The organism is Synechococcus sp. HJ21-Hayes (assembly GCF_024345835.1).
Taxonomy (GTDB): domain Bacteria; phylum Cyanobacteriota; class Cyanobacteriia; order PCC-6307; family Cyanobiaceae; genus Vulcanococcus.
Window position 1 is genome coordinate 1 of the sequence record NZ_JAGQBW010000031.1, and the last position, 13,792, is coordinate 13,792.

The window sequence follows — 13,792 nt, forward strand, 5'->3', positions numbered from 1 at the left end:
AGATCGACCTGGTGGTGCGCGGCATGTGCAGCCTGCGCCCGGGCGTGGCGGGCGTGAGCGACAACATCCGGGTGAGCAGCGTGATCGGACGCTTTCTCGAACACTCCCGGCTCTTCTGGTTCGCCAATGGAGGTGAGCAAGAGATGTATATCGGCAGCGCCGACTGGATGGGCCGCAACCTCGACCGTCGCGTGGAGGCCGTCGCCCCGATCGAAGATCCGCAACTGCGCCAACAGCTGGAGCGTTTGATCGACTCCTACCTCGACGACAACTGCACCGCCTGGGACATGCAGAGCGATGGCAGCTTTGTGCAAAGGATGCCGGAGCAGGACGGCTATGCCGTTCAAGCCGCACTGATCGACGGCTGGCGCACTGGCCTGAAACAGACCAAACCTACGCTGTAACGAGCATTACAAAAGAAAGTAATTCCAAAGGAATCCCTGCAGCAAGTCTTCCAATTCCAAACGTTGCCAACACTCCAGAAGTGCTAAATTCCGGCCAAATCAAATTGGAGGCCGGGGGTCAATGGGTACGCCTCAGCATTCCGCCACCACTGCTGCCGCCATCACCACCGGTGCAGATGACCCCGCACAGAATGATGTCAATGCACACAGATCTGAACCGATGAACACCAGATCTGCAGCACGAACCCCCCGGCCGCGTCAGGGAGGTCGGCTCAGTGCTGATTCGATCGGCTGGTATCTGAGCAACATCGGCCGGGTGCCGCTGCTCACCCCTGCAGAAGAAATCGAGTTGGCCCACCATGTGCAGGCCATGAAGCGCCTGCAGGAGCTCCCCAAGGAGCAGCTCACGCCCCGCCAGAACCACCAGATCCGCATGGGCACCCGGGCCCGCGATCGGATGATGGCCGCCAACCTGCGGTTGGTGGTGAGCGTGGCGAAGAAGTATCAGAACCAGGGCCTTGAGCTGCTGGATCTGGTGCAGGAGGGTGCGATCGGCCTTGAGAGGGCGGTCGACAAATTCGACCCCGCCATGGGCTACAAGTTCTCAACCTACGCCTACTGGTGGATCCGTCAGGGCATGACACGGGCGATCGACAACAGCGCCCGCACCATTCGCCTACCGATCCACGTGAGCGAAAAGCTCTCGAAGATGCGGCGGATCACCCGGGAGCTCTCACACCGGTTTGGGCGCCAGCCCAACCGCCTGGAGCTGGCCCATGCCATGGGAATGGAGCCGGATGAACTCGAAGAGCTCATCTCCCAGAGCGCTCCCTGCGCATCCCTCGATGCCCATGCCCGCGGCGACGAAGACCGCAGCACCCTCGGCGAGCTGATCGCCGACCCCGCCAGCCACGAGTCGATGGACTCGATGGACCGCAGCCTGCAGAAAGAGCACCTCGGCACCTGGCTATCTCAGCTCAACGAACGGGAGCAGAAGATCATCAAGCTGCGCTTTGGCCTAGAGGGCAGCGAGCCGATGACCCTGGCAGAGATCGGACGGCAGATCAATGTGTCCCGTGAACGGGTGCGGCAACTGGAGGCCAAGGCCATCCTGAAACTGCGCCTGATGACCAACTACCAGCAGGCTGCTTGAGTCCAGAGTTCCTCGGCATCGCCGCTGTTGCCTGCTGGCTTGCCGTTGTGGTCGCAACGGCGCTTCTGGTGCGGCGTCGCTGGCCCGAACAGCGCGAGTGGAGCCGCAAGGTGGTTCACATCGGGACCGGGCCCGTGGTGCTGATCGCCTGGGCCATGGGGATTGGACAAGGAGTGGCCCTCCCCGCTGCAGCCCTGGTCACCGTGCTGACAGCCCTGAATCACCGCTACCGGCTGTTGCCCGCGGTGGAGGACGTAGGTCGTCACAGCTACGGCACCATCGCCTATGGGGCGGCCATCACCATTCTGCTGGCGCTGTTCTGGCCGCAACAGCCCTTGCCCGTGGCCGCTGGCGTGTTGGTGATGGCCTTGGGGGACGGCCTGGCCGGCCTGATCGGCCCGCAGATCCCATCCATCCGCTGGCAAGTGCTGGGGCAAACCAAATCGCTAGCAGGCACAGGTGCCATGGCCGCCGCCAGCCTGCTGGCGCTAGGGGGCCTAACGGCCCTCGCCTCTGGCCTGGGCCTGGCCGCACCCTCCTGGCCGTCCTTGCTGCTGCTTACAGGTGTGGCCACAGGCCTAGAGCAACTCAGCCGCTATGGCGGCGACAATCTCACGGTGCCCCTGGCCACCGGCATGCTCTGGCAGCAGCTCAGCGGCTAAGGATCAGGCCACAGCCAGCGGGCTCCTGTTGCCCTCAGCCACGGCCGCCGCCAACTCCGCCAGCACCTCCCGTGTGGAGCTGAGGTCAATGCAGGCATCGGTGATGCTCTGGCCGTAGGTGAGCTTGGACAGATCGCTGGGGATCTTCTGGCTACCCGCCACTAGGTGGCTCTCGAGCATCACGCCCATCACATGGCGCGAGCCGCTGCGCAGCTGGTTGGCCACTTGGCCGGCCACCTCAGCCTGACGGCGATAGTCCTTGTTGGAATTCCCATGGCTGCAATCCACCATCACCCGGGCGGGAAGACCGTCCTTGGCGAGGGCCGCGGCGGCGGCCTCCACCGCCTCCGGGTGGTAGTTGGTTCCCTGCTTGCCGCCCCGCAACACCAGATGACCATCCGGATTGCCGGTGGTGGTCACGATCGCGGCGTGGCCATCTTTGTTAATGCCCAGGAAATGGTGGGAGCGGGCGGCGGCCTCCATGGCGTTGATGGCGGTAGAGGCGCTGCCATCGGTACCGTTCTTGAATCCGATCGGCATGGAGAGGCCTGAGGCCATCTCCCGGTGTGTCTGACTCTCGGTGGTGCGGGCGCCGATGGCCGTCCAGCTGATCAGGTCAGCGATGTACTGGGGCACCACCGGATCCAACAATTCCGTGGCTGAGGGCAAGCCCATATCGGCTAAATGCAGCAGCAGGCCCCGCGCTAGCCGCAGGCCCGTGTTGATGTCGTAGCTGCCATCGAGATGGGGGTCGTTGATCAGGCCCTTCCAACCCACGGTGGTACGAGGCTTCTCGAAATACACACGCATCACGATCTCGAGCGCGTCGCGATGCTGCTCGTGTGCTTGGGCGATGGCAGCCGCATACTCCTTGGCTGCATCCACATCGTGAACCGAGCAGGGGCCCACGATCACCAGCAGCCGCTGGTCATCGCCCCGCAGAATGGCCTTGATCCGATCCCGTGCTTCCCGCACGGTGGTGGCGGCCCCATCTCCGAGGGGCAGCTCCCGATGCAACAGGGCCGGCGCCACGAGCGGCCGTGTTTCCACCACATGCAGATCGGAGGTGGGAAGCATGGCCGGGATCCAGGATCGGGCGGTTGACAGCCCAGCCTAGAAGCCCATTTGCAGCCGTTGTCACCAAGGGCGGGGCAGGCGGCAAAGAACAATGGGGGTCCAAGTCCAGTCGTCCGGGCCCCACCAGACCCGTCAGCGCCGATGTCCGCCAGCACCTTCCTCGCCAGCTACCGCGCCGCCGCCGCTGAGCGCGAAGCCCTAGGGGTGCCGGCCCTTCCCCTCAATGCCGGCCAGGCCCAAGCCCTCACCGAGCTGTTGGAAGCCCCGCCCGCTGGAGAGGAAACCTTCCTGCTGCACCTGCTGAGCGAGCGCATCCCCCCCGGCGTGGATGAGGCGGCCTATGTGAAGGCCGGCTGGCTGGCTGGCGTGGCCCAGGGCACGGCCACCAGCCCGCTGCTCACTCCCGTGGCGGCCGTGAAGCTGCTGGCCACGATGATCGGCGGTTACAACGTGGGCGCCCTGATCGCGCTGCTCAGCAACCCCGATGCGGCCATCGCCAGCGCCGCCGCCGAGGGGCTGAGCACCACCCTGCTCGTGTATGACGCCTACAACGATGTGCTGGAGCTGGCGGCGAGCAACGCCGATGCCCAGCGGGTGATCGACAGCTGGGCCAACGCCGAGTGGTTCACCGCCAAGCCCGAGCTGCCCGCAGAGATCACCGTGACGGTGTTCAAGGTGGAGGGTGAAACCAACACCGACGACCTCTCCCCCGCCACCCACGCCACCACCCGGCCGGACATCCCCCTGCACGCCACGGCGATGCTGGAAACCCGCATGCCCGGCGGCCTGGAGCTGATCGCCGAGCTCAAAACCAAGGGCCATCCCGTGGCCTACGTGGGGGATGTGGTGGGCACCGGCAGCTCCCGCAAGTCGGCCATCAACTCGGTGCTCTGGCACACCGGCACCGACATCCCGCACGTGCCCAACAAGCGCAGTGGCGGCGTGGTGCTCGGCGGCAAGATCGCGCCGATCTTCTTCAACACGGCTGAGGATTCCGGCGCGCTGCCGATCGAGTGCGACGTGACCGCCCTCAACTCCGGCGATGTGATCACCATCCGCCCCTACGCCGGCACGATCGAGCGGGCCGCCGGTGAACCAGGCGCCGGCTCCATCGTGGCCCGCTTTGAGCTCAAGCCCAGCACCATCACCGATGAGGTGCGTGCCGGCGGCCGCATCCCGCTGCTGATCGGCCGCTCCCTGACCGACAAAGTACGCGCCCAGCTGGGGCTTCCCGCCAGCGAGCTGTTCATCCGGCCGGTGGCGCCGGCCGACACCGGCAAGGGCTTCACCCTGGCCCAAAAGATGGTGGGCAAGGCCTGCGGCCTGCCGGGCGTGCGCCCCGGCACCAGCTGTGAGCCGCTGATGACCACCGTGGGCTCCCAGGACACCACCGGGCCCATGACCCGCGATGAGATGAAGGAGCTGGCCTGCCTGGGCTTCAGCGCCGATCTGGTGATGCAGAGCTTCTGCCACACCGCCGCCTATCCCAAGCCGGTGGATCTGAAAACCCACGCCGAACTGCCGGATTTCATGGCGTCGCGCGGGGGTGTGGCCCTGCGCCCCGGCGACGGCATCATCCACAGCTGGCTCAACCGCATGCTGCTGCCCGACACCGTGGGTACCGGCGGCGACAGCCACACCCGCTTCCCACTCGGCATCTCCTTCCCGGCCGGTTCGGGCCTGGTGGCCTTCGCCGCCGCCATCGGCGCCATGCCGCTCGATATGCCCGAATCGGTGCTGGTGAAGTTCTCCGGCTCCCTGCAACCGGGGGTGACCCTGCGCGATGTGGTGAACGCCATCCCCTATGTGGCGATCCAGCAGGGGCTGCTCACCGTGGCCAAGGAGGGCAAACAAAACGTGTTCAACGGCCGGATCATGGAGATCGAGGGGCTCCCCGATCTCAAGCTCGAGCAGGCTTTTGAACTCACCGACGCCACCGCCGAACGCTCCTGCGCGGGCAGCACCATCAAGCTCTCCGTGGACACGGTGAGCGAATACCTGCGCAGCAATGTGGCGCTGTTGAAAAACATGATCGCCCGTGGCTACGGCGATGCCCGCACCCTGGCCCGCCGCATCAAGGCCATGGAGGCCTGGCTGGCCAATCCCCAGCTCCTAGAGGCTGACGCCGATGCCGACTACGCCGCCGTGATCGAGATCGATCTGGATCAGATCACCGAGCCGATCCTGGCCTGCCCCAACGACCCCGACAACGTCAAGCTGCTCTCGGAGGAGGCGGGCAAGTCCATCGATGAGGTGTTCATCGGTTCCTGCATGACCAACATCGGCCACTACCGCGCCGCCGCGACGGTGCTGGAAGGCCAGGGCGAAAACAGTGCTCGCCTGTGGGTCTGCCCGCCCACCCGCATGGATGAGGAGATGCTCAAACAGGAGGGCTATTACGCGATCTTCGAGAAGGCGGGATCCCGCATGGAAATGCCCGGCTGCTCCCTCTGCATGGGCAACCAGGCCCGGGTGGAGGACAACACCACCGTGTTCTCCACCAGCACCCGCAACTTCAACAACCGCCTCGGCAACGGCGCCCAGGTGTATCTGGGCAGCGCCGAGCTAGCGGCGGTGTGCGCCCAGCTGGGCCGCATCCCGACCAAGGAGCAATACCTCGCCATCGCCGCCGCCAAGATCGATCCCAAGGGCGCCGAGCTCTACCGCTACCTCAACTTCGATCAGATCGCAGGCTTCGAGGATGCCGGCCGGGTGGTGAGTTCCGAAGAGGAAGCGAAGGTGCTGGCGGAGGCGTGACTCCCTGCAGCTGGGCCGCCCTGGTGAGACGCTGGATCTAGCGCCCCTGAGAGCCTTCCCTGAACCAGGAAACCCTGCTGTTTGAACCCACCGTGCCCCAACCCGGGGCGCTGCGGGCGGTGCTCGCCTTTCCCAGCACCTACACGGTGGGAATCACCAGCCTGGGATACCAGATCGTTTGGGCCACCCTGGCCCAGCGAACCGACGTGGATGTGCGTCGCCTGTTCACCGACCAGGGCGACCCACCGCACCGCCACTGCGACCTGTTCGGCCTGTCGCTGAGCTGGGAGCTAGACGGGCCAGTGCTGCTGGATCTGCTCGAGCAGCAGCGCATTCCGATCTGGGCCAACCAGCGGGGCGATGCGGATCCGATCGTCTTCGGGGGCGGCCCGGTTCTCACCGCCAACCCCGAGCCCTTGGCCCCCTTCTTCGATGTCGTGCTGCTGGGGGATGGCGAGCTGCTGCTGCCCGCGTTTGTGGATGCCCTACAGGAGCACCGCGATGCACCCCGACCCGAGCGGCTAAGGCGACTGGCCCAGGTGCCAGGGGTCTATGTGCCGAGCCTCTACGCCCCTCGCTACTCCAGCGAAGGCGAACTCCTGGGGGTTGAGCCCACCGAGCCCGGCATTCCGGCCACCGTGGCCAAGCAGACCTGGCGCGGCAACACCCTCAGCCACTCCACGGTGATCACCCCCGAGGCGGCTTGGCCGTCGATCCACATGGTGGAGGTGGTGCGCAGCTGCCCGGAACTGTGTCGCTTCTGCCTGGCGAGCTACCTCACCTTGCCGTTCCGCACCCCCAGCCTCGACGATGGCCTGATCCCGGCGGTGGAGAAGGGTCTGGCTGCCACCCAGCGCCTAGGGCTGCTGGGGGCCTCGGTGACCCAGCACCCCCAATTCGCCGACCTACTGGCCTGGCTCGACCAGGACCGTTTCGACGGCACCCGCGTGAGTGTGAGCTCCGTGCGGGCCGCCACGGTGACTCCAGACCTAGGCAGGATCCTCGCCAAGCGGGGGAGCAAGTCGCTCACGATCGCGATTGAGAGCGGCAGCGAGCGCATGCGCGACGTGGTGAACAAAAAACTCACCACCGAGGAGATCTATGCCGCCGCCCGCTATGCCAAGGAGGGCGGCCTCACGGGCCTGAAGCTCTACGGCATGGTGGGCCTGCCCAGCGAAGAGGAGGCCGATGTGGAAGCCACGGCCGAGCTGCTGCTGGCGCTCAAGAAAGCCACCCCAGGCCTGCGCCTCAGCTTGGGGGTGAGCACCTTCGTGCCCAAGGCCCACACACCATTCCAATGGGAAGGCGTGCGCCCGGAGGCCGACAAGCGCCTCAAGCTGCTAGCCAAGCGGCTCAAGCCCAAGGGCATCGAGCTACGCCCGGAGAGCTACGGCTGGAGCGTGATCCAGGCCCTGCTGTCCCGTAGCGACCGCCGCCTGGCCCCGGTGATTGCTGCCGCCCGCGGTAGCCACGAGAGCCTGGGGGGCTGGAAAAAGGCCTATCGGGCCGTGAGCGAGAACTCCAACTCCCTGGGCTTGCAAGTCCCGCTCCCCCTGCCGCCGCCACCGCCATGGGAGCAGGTGATCCATGGGGCATGGGAAGACACCCAGGTCCTCCCCTGGGACCACTTGGAGGGCCCACTACCCAAGTCCACATTGCGCAAACACCGCGACGAAGCCTTGCCAGCAGGGTGACGATTCAGACCTTGCAACGCAGCCCCACCAACAGGATCCAGCCGGCGATGTTGATTCGGCTGTCGTACATGGGGATGTCGGTGGCATGGAGGGCCGCAAGCACCAGCGCGGCAGCCCACCAGGCCCGCTCAAACAGCGGCCCCGAGGCCATGCCCCGGTGGGCCGCACGAATCAGCAACCAGAGCACAAAACCCACCACCATCGCCGCAACGGGCAGGCCGTGGCTCAGCGCAAGATCGATGGCGATGTTGTGGGGATGGCCATGCCAGAAGCCAGTACGCAGCGGATAAATCACGCTGAAGGCTGCTGCCCCCCAACCCAACCATGGTCGCTCAGCGATCAGGCCCACCGCCACGCTCCACTGGCTGAGGCGGGTGATGGCCAGAGGGCGTTTGCCCTGGGAGTTGAAGTCGTTAAGGCGTCCCCAAATCGACTGGGGAACCAGGGCACGGGCTGGATCCTGTAGCACAGCTGGAACACCCGGCAGAACGGCCAGGGCCACCGGCAGCAGGGCAAACAGCAGCAGGGGCAGTAACCACAGCCAGCTGCCAGGTCCACCCACGATCGGAACCGCCAACAGCAAGGCTCCCCAAGCGTTGCGAGAATCGGTGAGGTAGAGGGCCGCCACTTGGGCCGCCACGAGAACCACCACCACAAGCAAGTCCAGAGCGGAGCGTTCCAGCCGCTGCTGGCAGCGCCGCCAACAGGCCAGCAGCGCTGCCAGCAAGAGAGGCCAGCTCAAAGCCAGCCAGGCCGCTGTGATGTTGGCGTAGTCGAAAAGGCCCGCCAGCCGCTCAGGAGGATTCCCACCCGGCTTCAGGTGCCAGATGATTAAGCCGCCAAGGATCTGCCACGGTCCACTCCAGCCCCAGAACAGCTGGCCTAGCCCCGTGACGATCACGGGCACCGTACCCGCCACGATCCAAAGGGCCACACGACGACGGGCCGCCGGGCTGACCACATAGGGCTGAAAACCCCAGAAGCCCCAGAAAAAAGGCAACCAGTTGCCCAGTCCCACCCAGGCAAGGACACCACTACTGGCCCTGAAGCAGCCCAGCAGCATCAGCACCCCAATCACAGCCAGCACCCCATTGGCGCGGTCGCGCCAGAAGGGAGGCCGCTGACGACTGCCCAACAGCAAGGCAATGAACAACAGAACTACCGCGATCAGAGCGCTGGCAGGAAGCACAAACATCCCCAGCTGAAAACATCGCCAGCCCAGGGGGTGAGCGGTCTCAGGTCGCTGGTCATCGAGCTGCTGGAGGCCGCGGGCGAGCCATGGAGTCAGCTTCATTACTCGAACACCGCCGTGCGGCCGCGATACACGATCACTTGACGCTTGAGATGCAGGCGCACGGCCCTGGCCAGGGCTAGGCGCTCGGTGTCGCGGCCCTTGCGGATCAGGTCGTCCACCTCATCGCGATGGCCGACCCCCACGGTGGACTGGGCAATGATCGGCCCCCCATCCAGTTCCTCGGTCACGTAGTGGGCCGTGGCCCCGATCAGCTTCACGCCCCGCTCCCAGGCCCGGTGGTAGGGCTGCGCCCCCTTGAAGGCCGGCAGGAAGGAGTGGTGAATGTTGATCACCCGGTGGAAGGCATCGGGGGGATCAAAGCTGGCCAGGAAGTTGGGGGTGAGCACCTGCATGTACTTAGCCAACACCACCAGTTCAATCTGGTGCTCGGCCAGGAGGGCTAGATGGCGGGCCTCGGCCTCTCCGCGATTAGCCGCACTGATGGGCACGTGCGCGAAGCGAGCCCCGAACTCCTCGGCGATGGAGCAGAGATCGGGATGGTTGGCGATCACCAGCGGCACCTGCATGGGCAGCTCACCAGTGCGAACCCGCCACAGCAGATCCAGCAGGCAGTGGTCCTGCTTGCTCACGAAGATCGCTACCGGCGGGCGGTCATCGGAAAAGTTCACCTTGTATTCCCCGCCCAAGCGCTCCGCCAGGGCTCGGGCCGTGGGACAGATCGCCTCCCGGGGCAGACCGAAGCCCTCGAGCTGCCACTCGATCCGACTGAGGAACAGCCCGGCGCCCTGATCGCTGTGGTGGTCGGCATGCACGATGTTGCCGCCGTTGGCAGCCACCCAACCCGAGAGCTCCCGCACCAGCCCGGGCTGATCCGGGCAGATCATCTGCAGGATGGCGGTTGGGCCCGTCATGGCGGAAGAACGCCGTCAGTGAGGGCATTGTGCCGGCAGGAGGCGCAACGGCCCAGGCCTGCCGCCGCGCATTGCAGTGAGCGACCGCAACCGGCTGAAGCGAATCACCCTGGGTAAAGTCCGGCAATCCGTTGTGCCCGCCATGGCCGCCCAGCCCTTGCCCGCGCTGCTATCCCAGCTCTCCACCGCCCTCAAGCGCCTCACCCTGCTGGCCCTGGCCGTGGTGCTGAGCTTCGGCCTGGCAGCCTGCGACAGCGGCAAGGCCCGCGCCGCCAGCCTCAGCCCCGAGGACATCGCCTACATCGATCGCCAGGCCGAGGGCTTCCTGGCCGCCCGCGACCGCCTGCCCGAACTGGCGGCCCTGGTGAACGACAAGAACTGGGTGTTCACCCGCAACCTGATCCACGGACCCATGCAAGAAGTGGGCCGCGAGATGCTCTACATCAACCAGCATCTGCTGCCCGCCGACCGCCCCGAGGCCACCAAGCGGGCCAACAACCTCAAGGCCGCCTTCGCCGAGCTCGATGAAGCCGCTCGCCTCCAGGACGGCGAGCGGCTGCGCAAGGCCTATATCAAGGTGGCCAGCGGCTTCGGTCTCTACGCCCAGACCCTGCCCGCCCAGGTGCAAGCCGACCTCAAGCAGAACTGATCCCGCCCAGATCGCGAGGCCCATCCCGATCACCGCGCCCTCTTCCTCCCAGGCCCACCAGCCCCAGTCAGTCCTCGTGATCGGCTCCGGGATGGTGGGCCTTTCCGTGGCCTGGCTGCTGCTGCGGCGGGGCCATGGCGTCACCCTCGTGGACCCCTGCGCCGCGGGACCCCAACAGCCCGGCTCTGGCAGCAGCGCCGCCCTGGGCCTGCTGATGGCCCAGGTGTATCGCCGCTCAAGCGGCCGGGGCTGGCGACTGCGGCAACGCTCCCACCAGCTGTGGGGGGAATGGCGCAGAGAGCTCAGTAGCCGCGGCTACCAGCTGCCCTGGCGCCCCGGACTGCTGCAGCTGGCCGCCGACAGCCAGGAGGTCCTGGCCCAGCAGCGCCTGGTGGAGCACCGCGTGCAACGCGGCATCGCCCTGCAATGGCTGAGCCGCGACGCCCTGGCCGTACTGCAACCAAGCCTGCCGGCGGCGGCCCAGGGAGGGGTGCTCTCAGCGGAGGATGGCCAGCTGGATCCCCTGCCCATGCTCGGGGCCCTGCGGGCCGATGGACTGCGGCTGGGCCTGGAGCTAATGCCCACAACCGCCGTGGCCCTGGAACGCCCCGCCAGGGGGGGCGGCGACTGGCGGGTGGCCCTGGCCGAAGGCCCATGGCTGCAGGCCCAGTGGCTGGTGATCTGCGCAGGCCTGGGCAGCCCCGCTCTGCTGGCCCCCCTCGGCCATGAGCGCCCCCAGGCGCCCGTTCTGGGCCAGGCCCTGGAACTGCAACTGCCGGCAGGCTGCCCCGACGCCAGCGGCTGGCCCGGCTCCATCAGCTGGAACGGCATCAACCTGGTGCCCCGCGCCAACGGCCGCCTCTGGCTGGGGGCCACCGTGGAACCCGACAGCGACAAGGCCAATGCCCAGGCCCTCGCGGAGCTGCGGTTGCTGGGGGGGCAGGCCCCCGCCTGGCTGGAGCAGGCCACGGTGCTGCAGCAGTGGCAGGGCCTGCGGGCTCGCCCCTGCGGCCGACCCGCCCCACTGCTGGAGCAGCTGGAACCCGGGCTGCTGCTGGCGTCCGGCCACTACCGCAATGGCGTGTTGCTGGCCCCCGCCAGCGCGGAATGGGTGGCTGAAAAGGTCGAGACGAACCCCCAGGTTTAGCCTGGGTTAAGGCAGTCAGCGCCTCGCGCTTCGGCCTGCCAAGCCTTCCTGCGTCTCCACGGTTCAGCAACCATGGCCTTTTCCTGCCGCCTCACCTCCCTGGGCGCCGCCCTCGGCCTGCTCGGCAGCCTCAGCCTCACCGCCTGTGGAGGGAGCAGTCCATCAGGCGGTGGCGGCAACCTCCAAGGCGCAGGCGCCACGTTCCCGGCCCCGATCTACCAGCGCTGGTTCCAAGACCTGGCCGCCAAAGGCGATGTACGGGTGAACTACCAGTCGGTGGGGTCCGGCGCAGGCGTTCGCCAGTTTGAAGCCGGAACGGTGGATTTCGCCGCCAGCGACAAGCCCATGGATGCCGCCGAGTCCGCCGCTGTGAAGCGGGGCGTGGTGCAGATCCCGATGACAGCGGGCGCCATCGCCGTGGCCTACAACAACCCCGGTTGCAGCCTCAAGCTCACCCAGGCCCAGCTGGTGGGGATCTTCGAGGGCACGATCAAGAACTTCAAGGAGCTGGGCTGCGCCGACCAGGCCATCAAGGTGGTGTTCCGCTCCGATGGCTCCGGCACCACCTACAACTTCACCAATTCCCTCTCCGCCTTCAGCCCCAGCTGGAAAGCCGGCCCTGGCACCGCCAAATCCGTGAAGTGGCCCACCGGCATCGGAGCCAAGGGCAATGAGGGCGTGGCCGCCAGCCTGCAGCAGGTGAAGGGCGCCATCGGCTATGTGGAAGCGGCCTACATCCAGGGCGCCCTACAGGCCGCAGCCATCCAGAACTCCGCTGGCACCTTCGCCAAACCCACCACGGAGGAAGCCGCCAAGGCCCTCGCCAGCATCGACCTGGGCCCCGACCTCACCGGCAACAACCCCAACCCCCAGGCGGGCTACCCGATCGTGACCTTCACCTGGATCCTGCTCTACAAGAGCGGCAACGGCGCGAAGCTGGCCCCCTTGCAAACCACCTTCCGCTATGCCCTGTCTGACGCGGCCCAGGCAGGTGCCCCAGCCCTCGGGTTCGTGACGCTGCCCGCACCCGTGCTCAGCAAGGCCCGCGCCGCCCTGGAGTCCGTGGGCCAGTAGGCCCCGTCACCGGCGCATGAAAAAGCCCCCCATTCGGGGGGCTTTTTGCTGATCGGGCCCCGAGAGGATCAGGGCGCGTCAGCTCATTTGCTCTCGGTGAACTCCGCGTCGATCACGTCGTCTCCGGCGGCTCCGGCACTGGCGCCATCACCACCGGGGGCAGGGGCTCCATCAGCGCCGGCCTGTTGGTACACAGCGGCACCGGCGGCATAAAGGGCCTGCTGGAGTTGCTCGAGGGTGGACTTCATGGTGTCGTAGTCCTCCTTCTCAATGGCCTCCTTGAGGGTTGCGGAGAAGCCTTCCACCTTGGCCTTGTCTTCAGCGCCCACCTTGTCGCCCAGCTCGCCGAGTTGCTTGTCGGCCTGGTACACGAGGGTTTCAGCCTGGTTCTTCAGGTCGATCTTTTCGCGCTTCTCCTTGTCCACGGAGGCATTGGCTTCGGCATCCTTCACCATCTTCTCCACTTCGTTCTCACTGAGGGTGGAAGCGCCGGTGATGGAGATGCTCTGCTCCTTGCCGCTGCCCTTGTCCTTGGCGGTCACGCTGAGGATGCCGTTGGCGTCGATGTCGAAGGTCACTTCGATCTGGGGCACGCCGCGCGGTGCGGGGGGGATGCCATCCAGGCGGAAGGTTCCGAGCGACTTGTTATCGCTGGCCATCTCGCGCTCACCCTGCAGCACGTGGATTTCCACGTTGGTCTGGCCATCCACCGCCGTGGAGTAGGTCTCCGACTTCTTGGTGGGGATGGTGGTGTTGCGGGTGATCATCTTGGTCATCACGCCGCCCAGGGTCTCCACGCCGAGGGAGAGGGGGGTGACGTCCAGCAGCAGGATGTCCTTCACCTCGCCGGCGAGCACACCGCCCTGGATGGCGGCACCCACGGCCACTACCTCATCGGGGTTAACGGTCTGGTTGGGGTCCTTACCGGTGACACGCTTCACCAGCTCCTGCACCGCGGGAATGCGGGTGGAGCCACCCACCATCACCACCTCGTCCAACTCGCTGGCGG

Annotated in this window: 11 protein-coding genes and 1 pseudogene; 8 read left to right on the top strand and 4 right to left on the bottom strand. The window is 66.5% G+C overall.

Going from position 1 to position 13,792, the window contains the following annotated elements; translation table 11 throughout:
* The 3 genes and pseudogenes from KBZ14_RS15235 to KBZ14_RS15245 form a co-directional block, all read left to right on the top strand.
* Positions 1-404, top strand: a pseudogene (locus KBZ14_RS15235) (RNA degradosome polyphosphate kinase); the annotation flags it as partial.
* Positions 405-624: 220 nt separating this feature from the next.
* Positions 625-1,557, top strand: a complete 933-nt coding sequence (locus tag KBZ14_RS15240; RefSeq protein WP_399211326.1) for an RpoD/SigA family RNA polymerase sigma factor — start codon at positions 625-627, stop codon at positions 1,555-1,557.
* Positions 1,554-2,219: a diacylglycerol/polyprenol kinase family protein gene (locus KBZ14_RS15245; protein WP_255119200.1), complete on the top strand. Its 666-nt coding sequence runs from the start codon at positions 1,554-1,556 to the stop codon at positions 2,217-2,219. Before KBZ14_RS15240 ends, KBZ14_RS15245 begins: the two co-directional genes overlap by 4 nt.
* Positions 2,220-2,222: 3 nt before the next feature.
* On the opposite strand, the gene KBZ14_RS15250 is transcribed toward KBZ14_RS15245, so the two are convergent.
* Positions 2,223-3,296, bottom strand: coding sequence for a 3-deoxy-7-phosphoheptulonate synthase (locus tag KBZ14_RS15250; protein WP_255119201.1), 1,074 nt, complete (start codon positions 3,294-3,296; stop codon positions 2,223-2,225).
* Positions 3,297-3,437: 141 nt separating this feature from the next.
* On the opposite strand from KBZ14_RS15250, the gene acnB reads away from it, so the two are divergent.
* The gene (gene acnB / locus KBZ14_RS15255) at positions 3,438-6,053 is read left to right on the top strand and encodes a bifunctional aconitate hydratase 2/2-methylisocitrate dehydratase (RefSeq protein WP_255119202.1); all 2,616 of its coding nucleotides are present in this window, start codon (positions 3,438-3,440) and stop codon (positions 6,051-6,053) included.
* A 119-nt stretch (positions 6,054-6,172) separates the two neighbouring features.
* Complete coding sequence (locus KBZ14_RS15260; protein ID WP_255119209.1) at positions 6,173-7,747, top strand: B12-binding domain-containing radical SAM protein; 1,575 nt, start codon at positions 6,173-6,175, stop codon at positions 7,745-7,747.
* 4 nt (positions 7,748-7,751) lie between these two features.
* Here KBZ14_RS15260 and KBZ14_RS15265 read toward each other — a convergent pair whose 3' ends face one another.
* Positions 7,752-9,041, bottom strand: coding sequence for an O-antigen ligase family protein (locus tag KBZ14_RS15265; protein ID WP_255119203.1), 1,290 nt, complete (start codon positions 9,039-9,041; stop codon positions 7,752-7,754).
* Complete coding sequence (gene purU, locus KBZ14_RS15270; protein ID WP_255119204.1) at positions 9,041-9,913, bottom strand: formyltetrahydrofolate deformylase; 873 nt, start codon at positions 9,911-9,913, stop codon at positions 9,041-9,043. Before purU ends, KBZ14_RS15265 begins: the two co-directional genes overlap by 1 nt.
* A gap of 142 nt (positions 9,914-10,055) precedes the next feature.
* On the opposite strand from purU, the gene psbQ reads away from it, so the two are divergent.
* The 3 genes from psbQ (at position 10,056) to pstS (ending at position 12,783) form a co-directional block, all read left to right on the top strand.
* Positions 10,056-10,562: a photosystem II protein PsbQ gene (gene psbQ, locus KBZ14_RS15275; RefSeq protein ID WP_255119205.1), complete on the top strand. Its 507-nt coding sequence runs from the start codon at positions 10,056-10,058 to the stop codon at positions 10,560-10,562.
* Between the two features lie 76 nt (positions 10,563-10,638).
* A complete protein-coding gene (locus KBZ14_RS15280) occupies positions 10,639-11,709 on the top strand; it encodes an NAD(P)/FAD-dependent oxidoreductase (protein ID WP_255119206.1) in 1,071 nt (356 codons plus the stop codon).
* Between the two features lie 72 nt (positions 11,710-11,781).
* Entirely contained in the window at positions 11,782-12,783 is a 1,002-nt protein-coding gene (gene pstS / locus KBZ14_RS15285; protein ID WP_255119207.1) for a phosphate ABC transporter substrate-binding protein PstS, read from the top strand.
* An 83-nt stretch (positions 12,784-12,866) separates the two neighbouring features.
* Here pstS and KBZ14_RS15290 read toward each other — a convergent pair.
* The coding region (locus KBZ14_RS15290; protein WP_255119208.1) for an Hsp70 family protein at positions 12,867-13,792 on the bottom strand (926 nt) is incomplete at its 5' end.

Bases quoted from the DNA above. Each gene is read 5' to 3' on its own strand.
- KBZ14_RS15240 (WP_399211326.1), top strand. From the start codon at position 625: ATGAACACCAGATCTGCAGCACGAACCCCCCGGCCGCGTCAGGGAGGT.
- KBZ14_RS15250 (WP_255119201.1), bottom strand. From the start codon at position 3,296: ATGCTTCCCACCTCCGATCTGCATGTGGTGGAAACACGGCCGCTCGTG.
- acnB (WP_255119202.1), top strand. From the start codon at position 3,438: ATGTCCGCCAGCACCTTCCTCGCCAGCTACCGCGCCGCCGCCGCTGAG.
- KBZ14_RS15265 (WP_255119203.1), bottom strand. From the start codon at position 9,041: ATGAAGCTGACTCCATGGCTCGCCCGCGGCCTCCAGCAGCTCGATGAC.
- purU (WP_255119204.1), bottom strand. From the start codon at position 9,913: ATGACGGGCCCAACCGCCATCCTGCAGATGATCTGCCCGGATCAGCCC.
- psbQ (WP_255119205.1), top strand. From the start codon at position 10,056: ATGGCCGCCCAGCCCTTGCCCGCGCTGCTATCCCAGCTCTCCACCGCC.
- pstS (WP_255119207.1), top strand. From the start codon at position 11,782: ATGGCCTTTTCCTGCCGCCTCACCTCCCTGGGCGCCGCCCTCGGCCTG.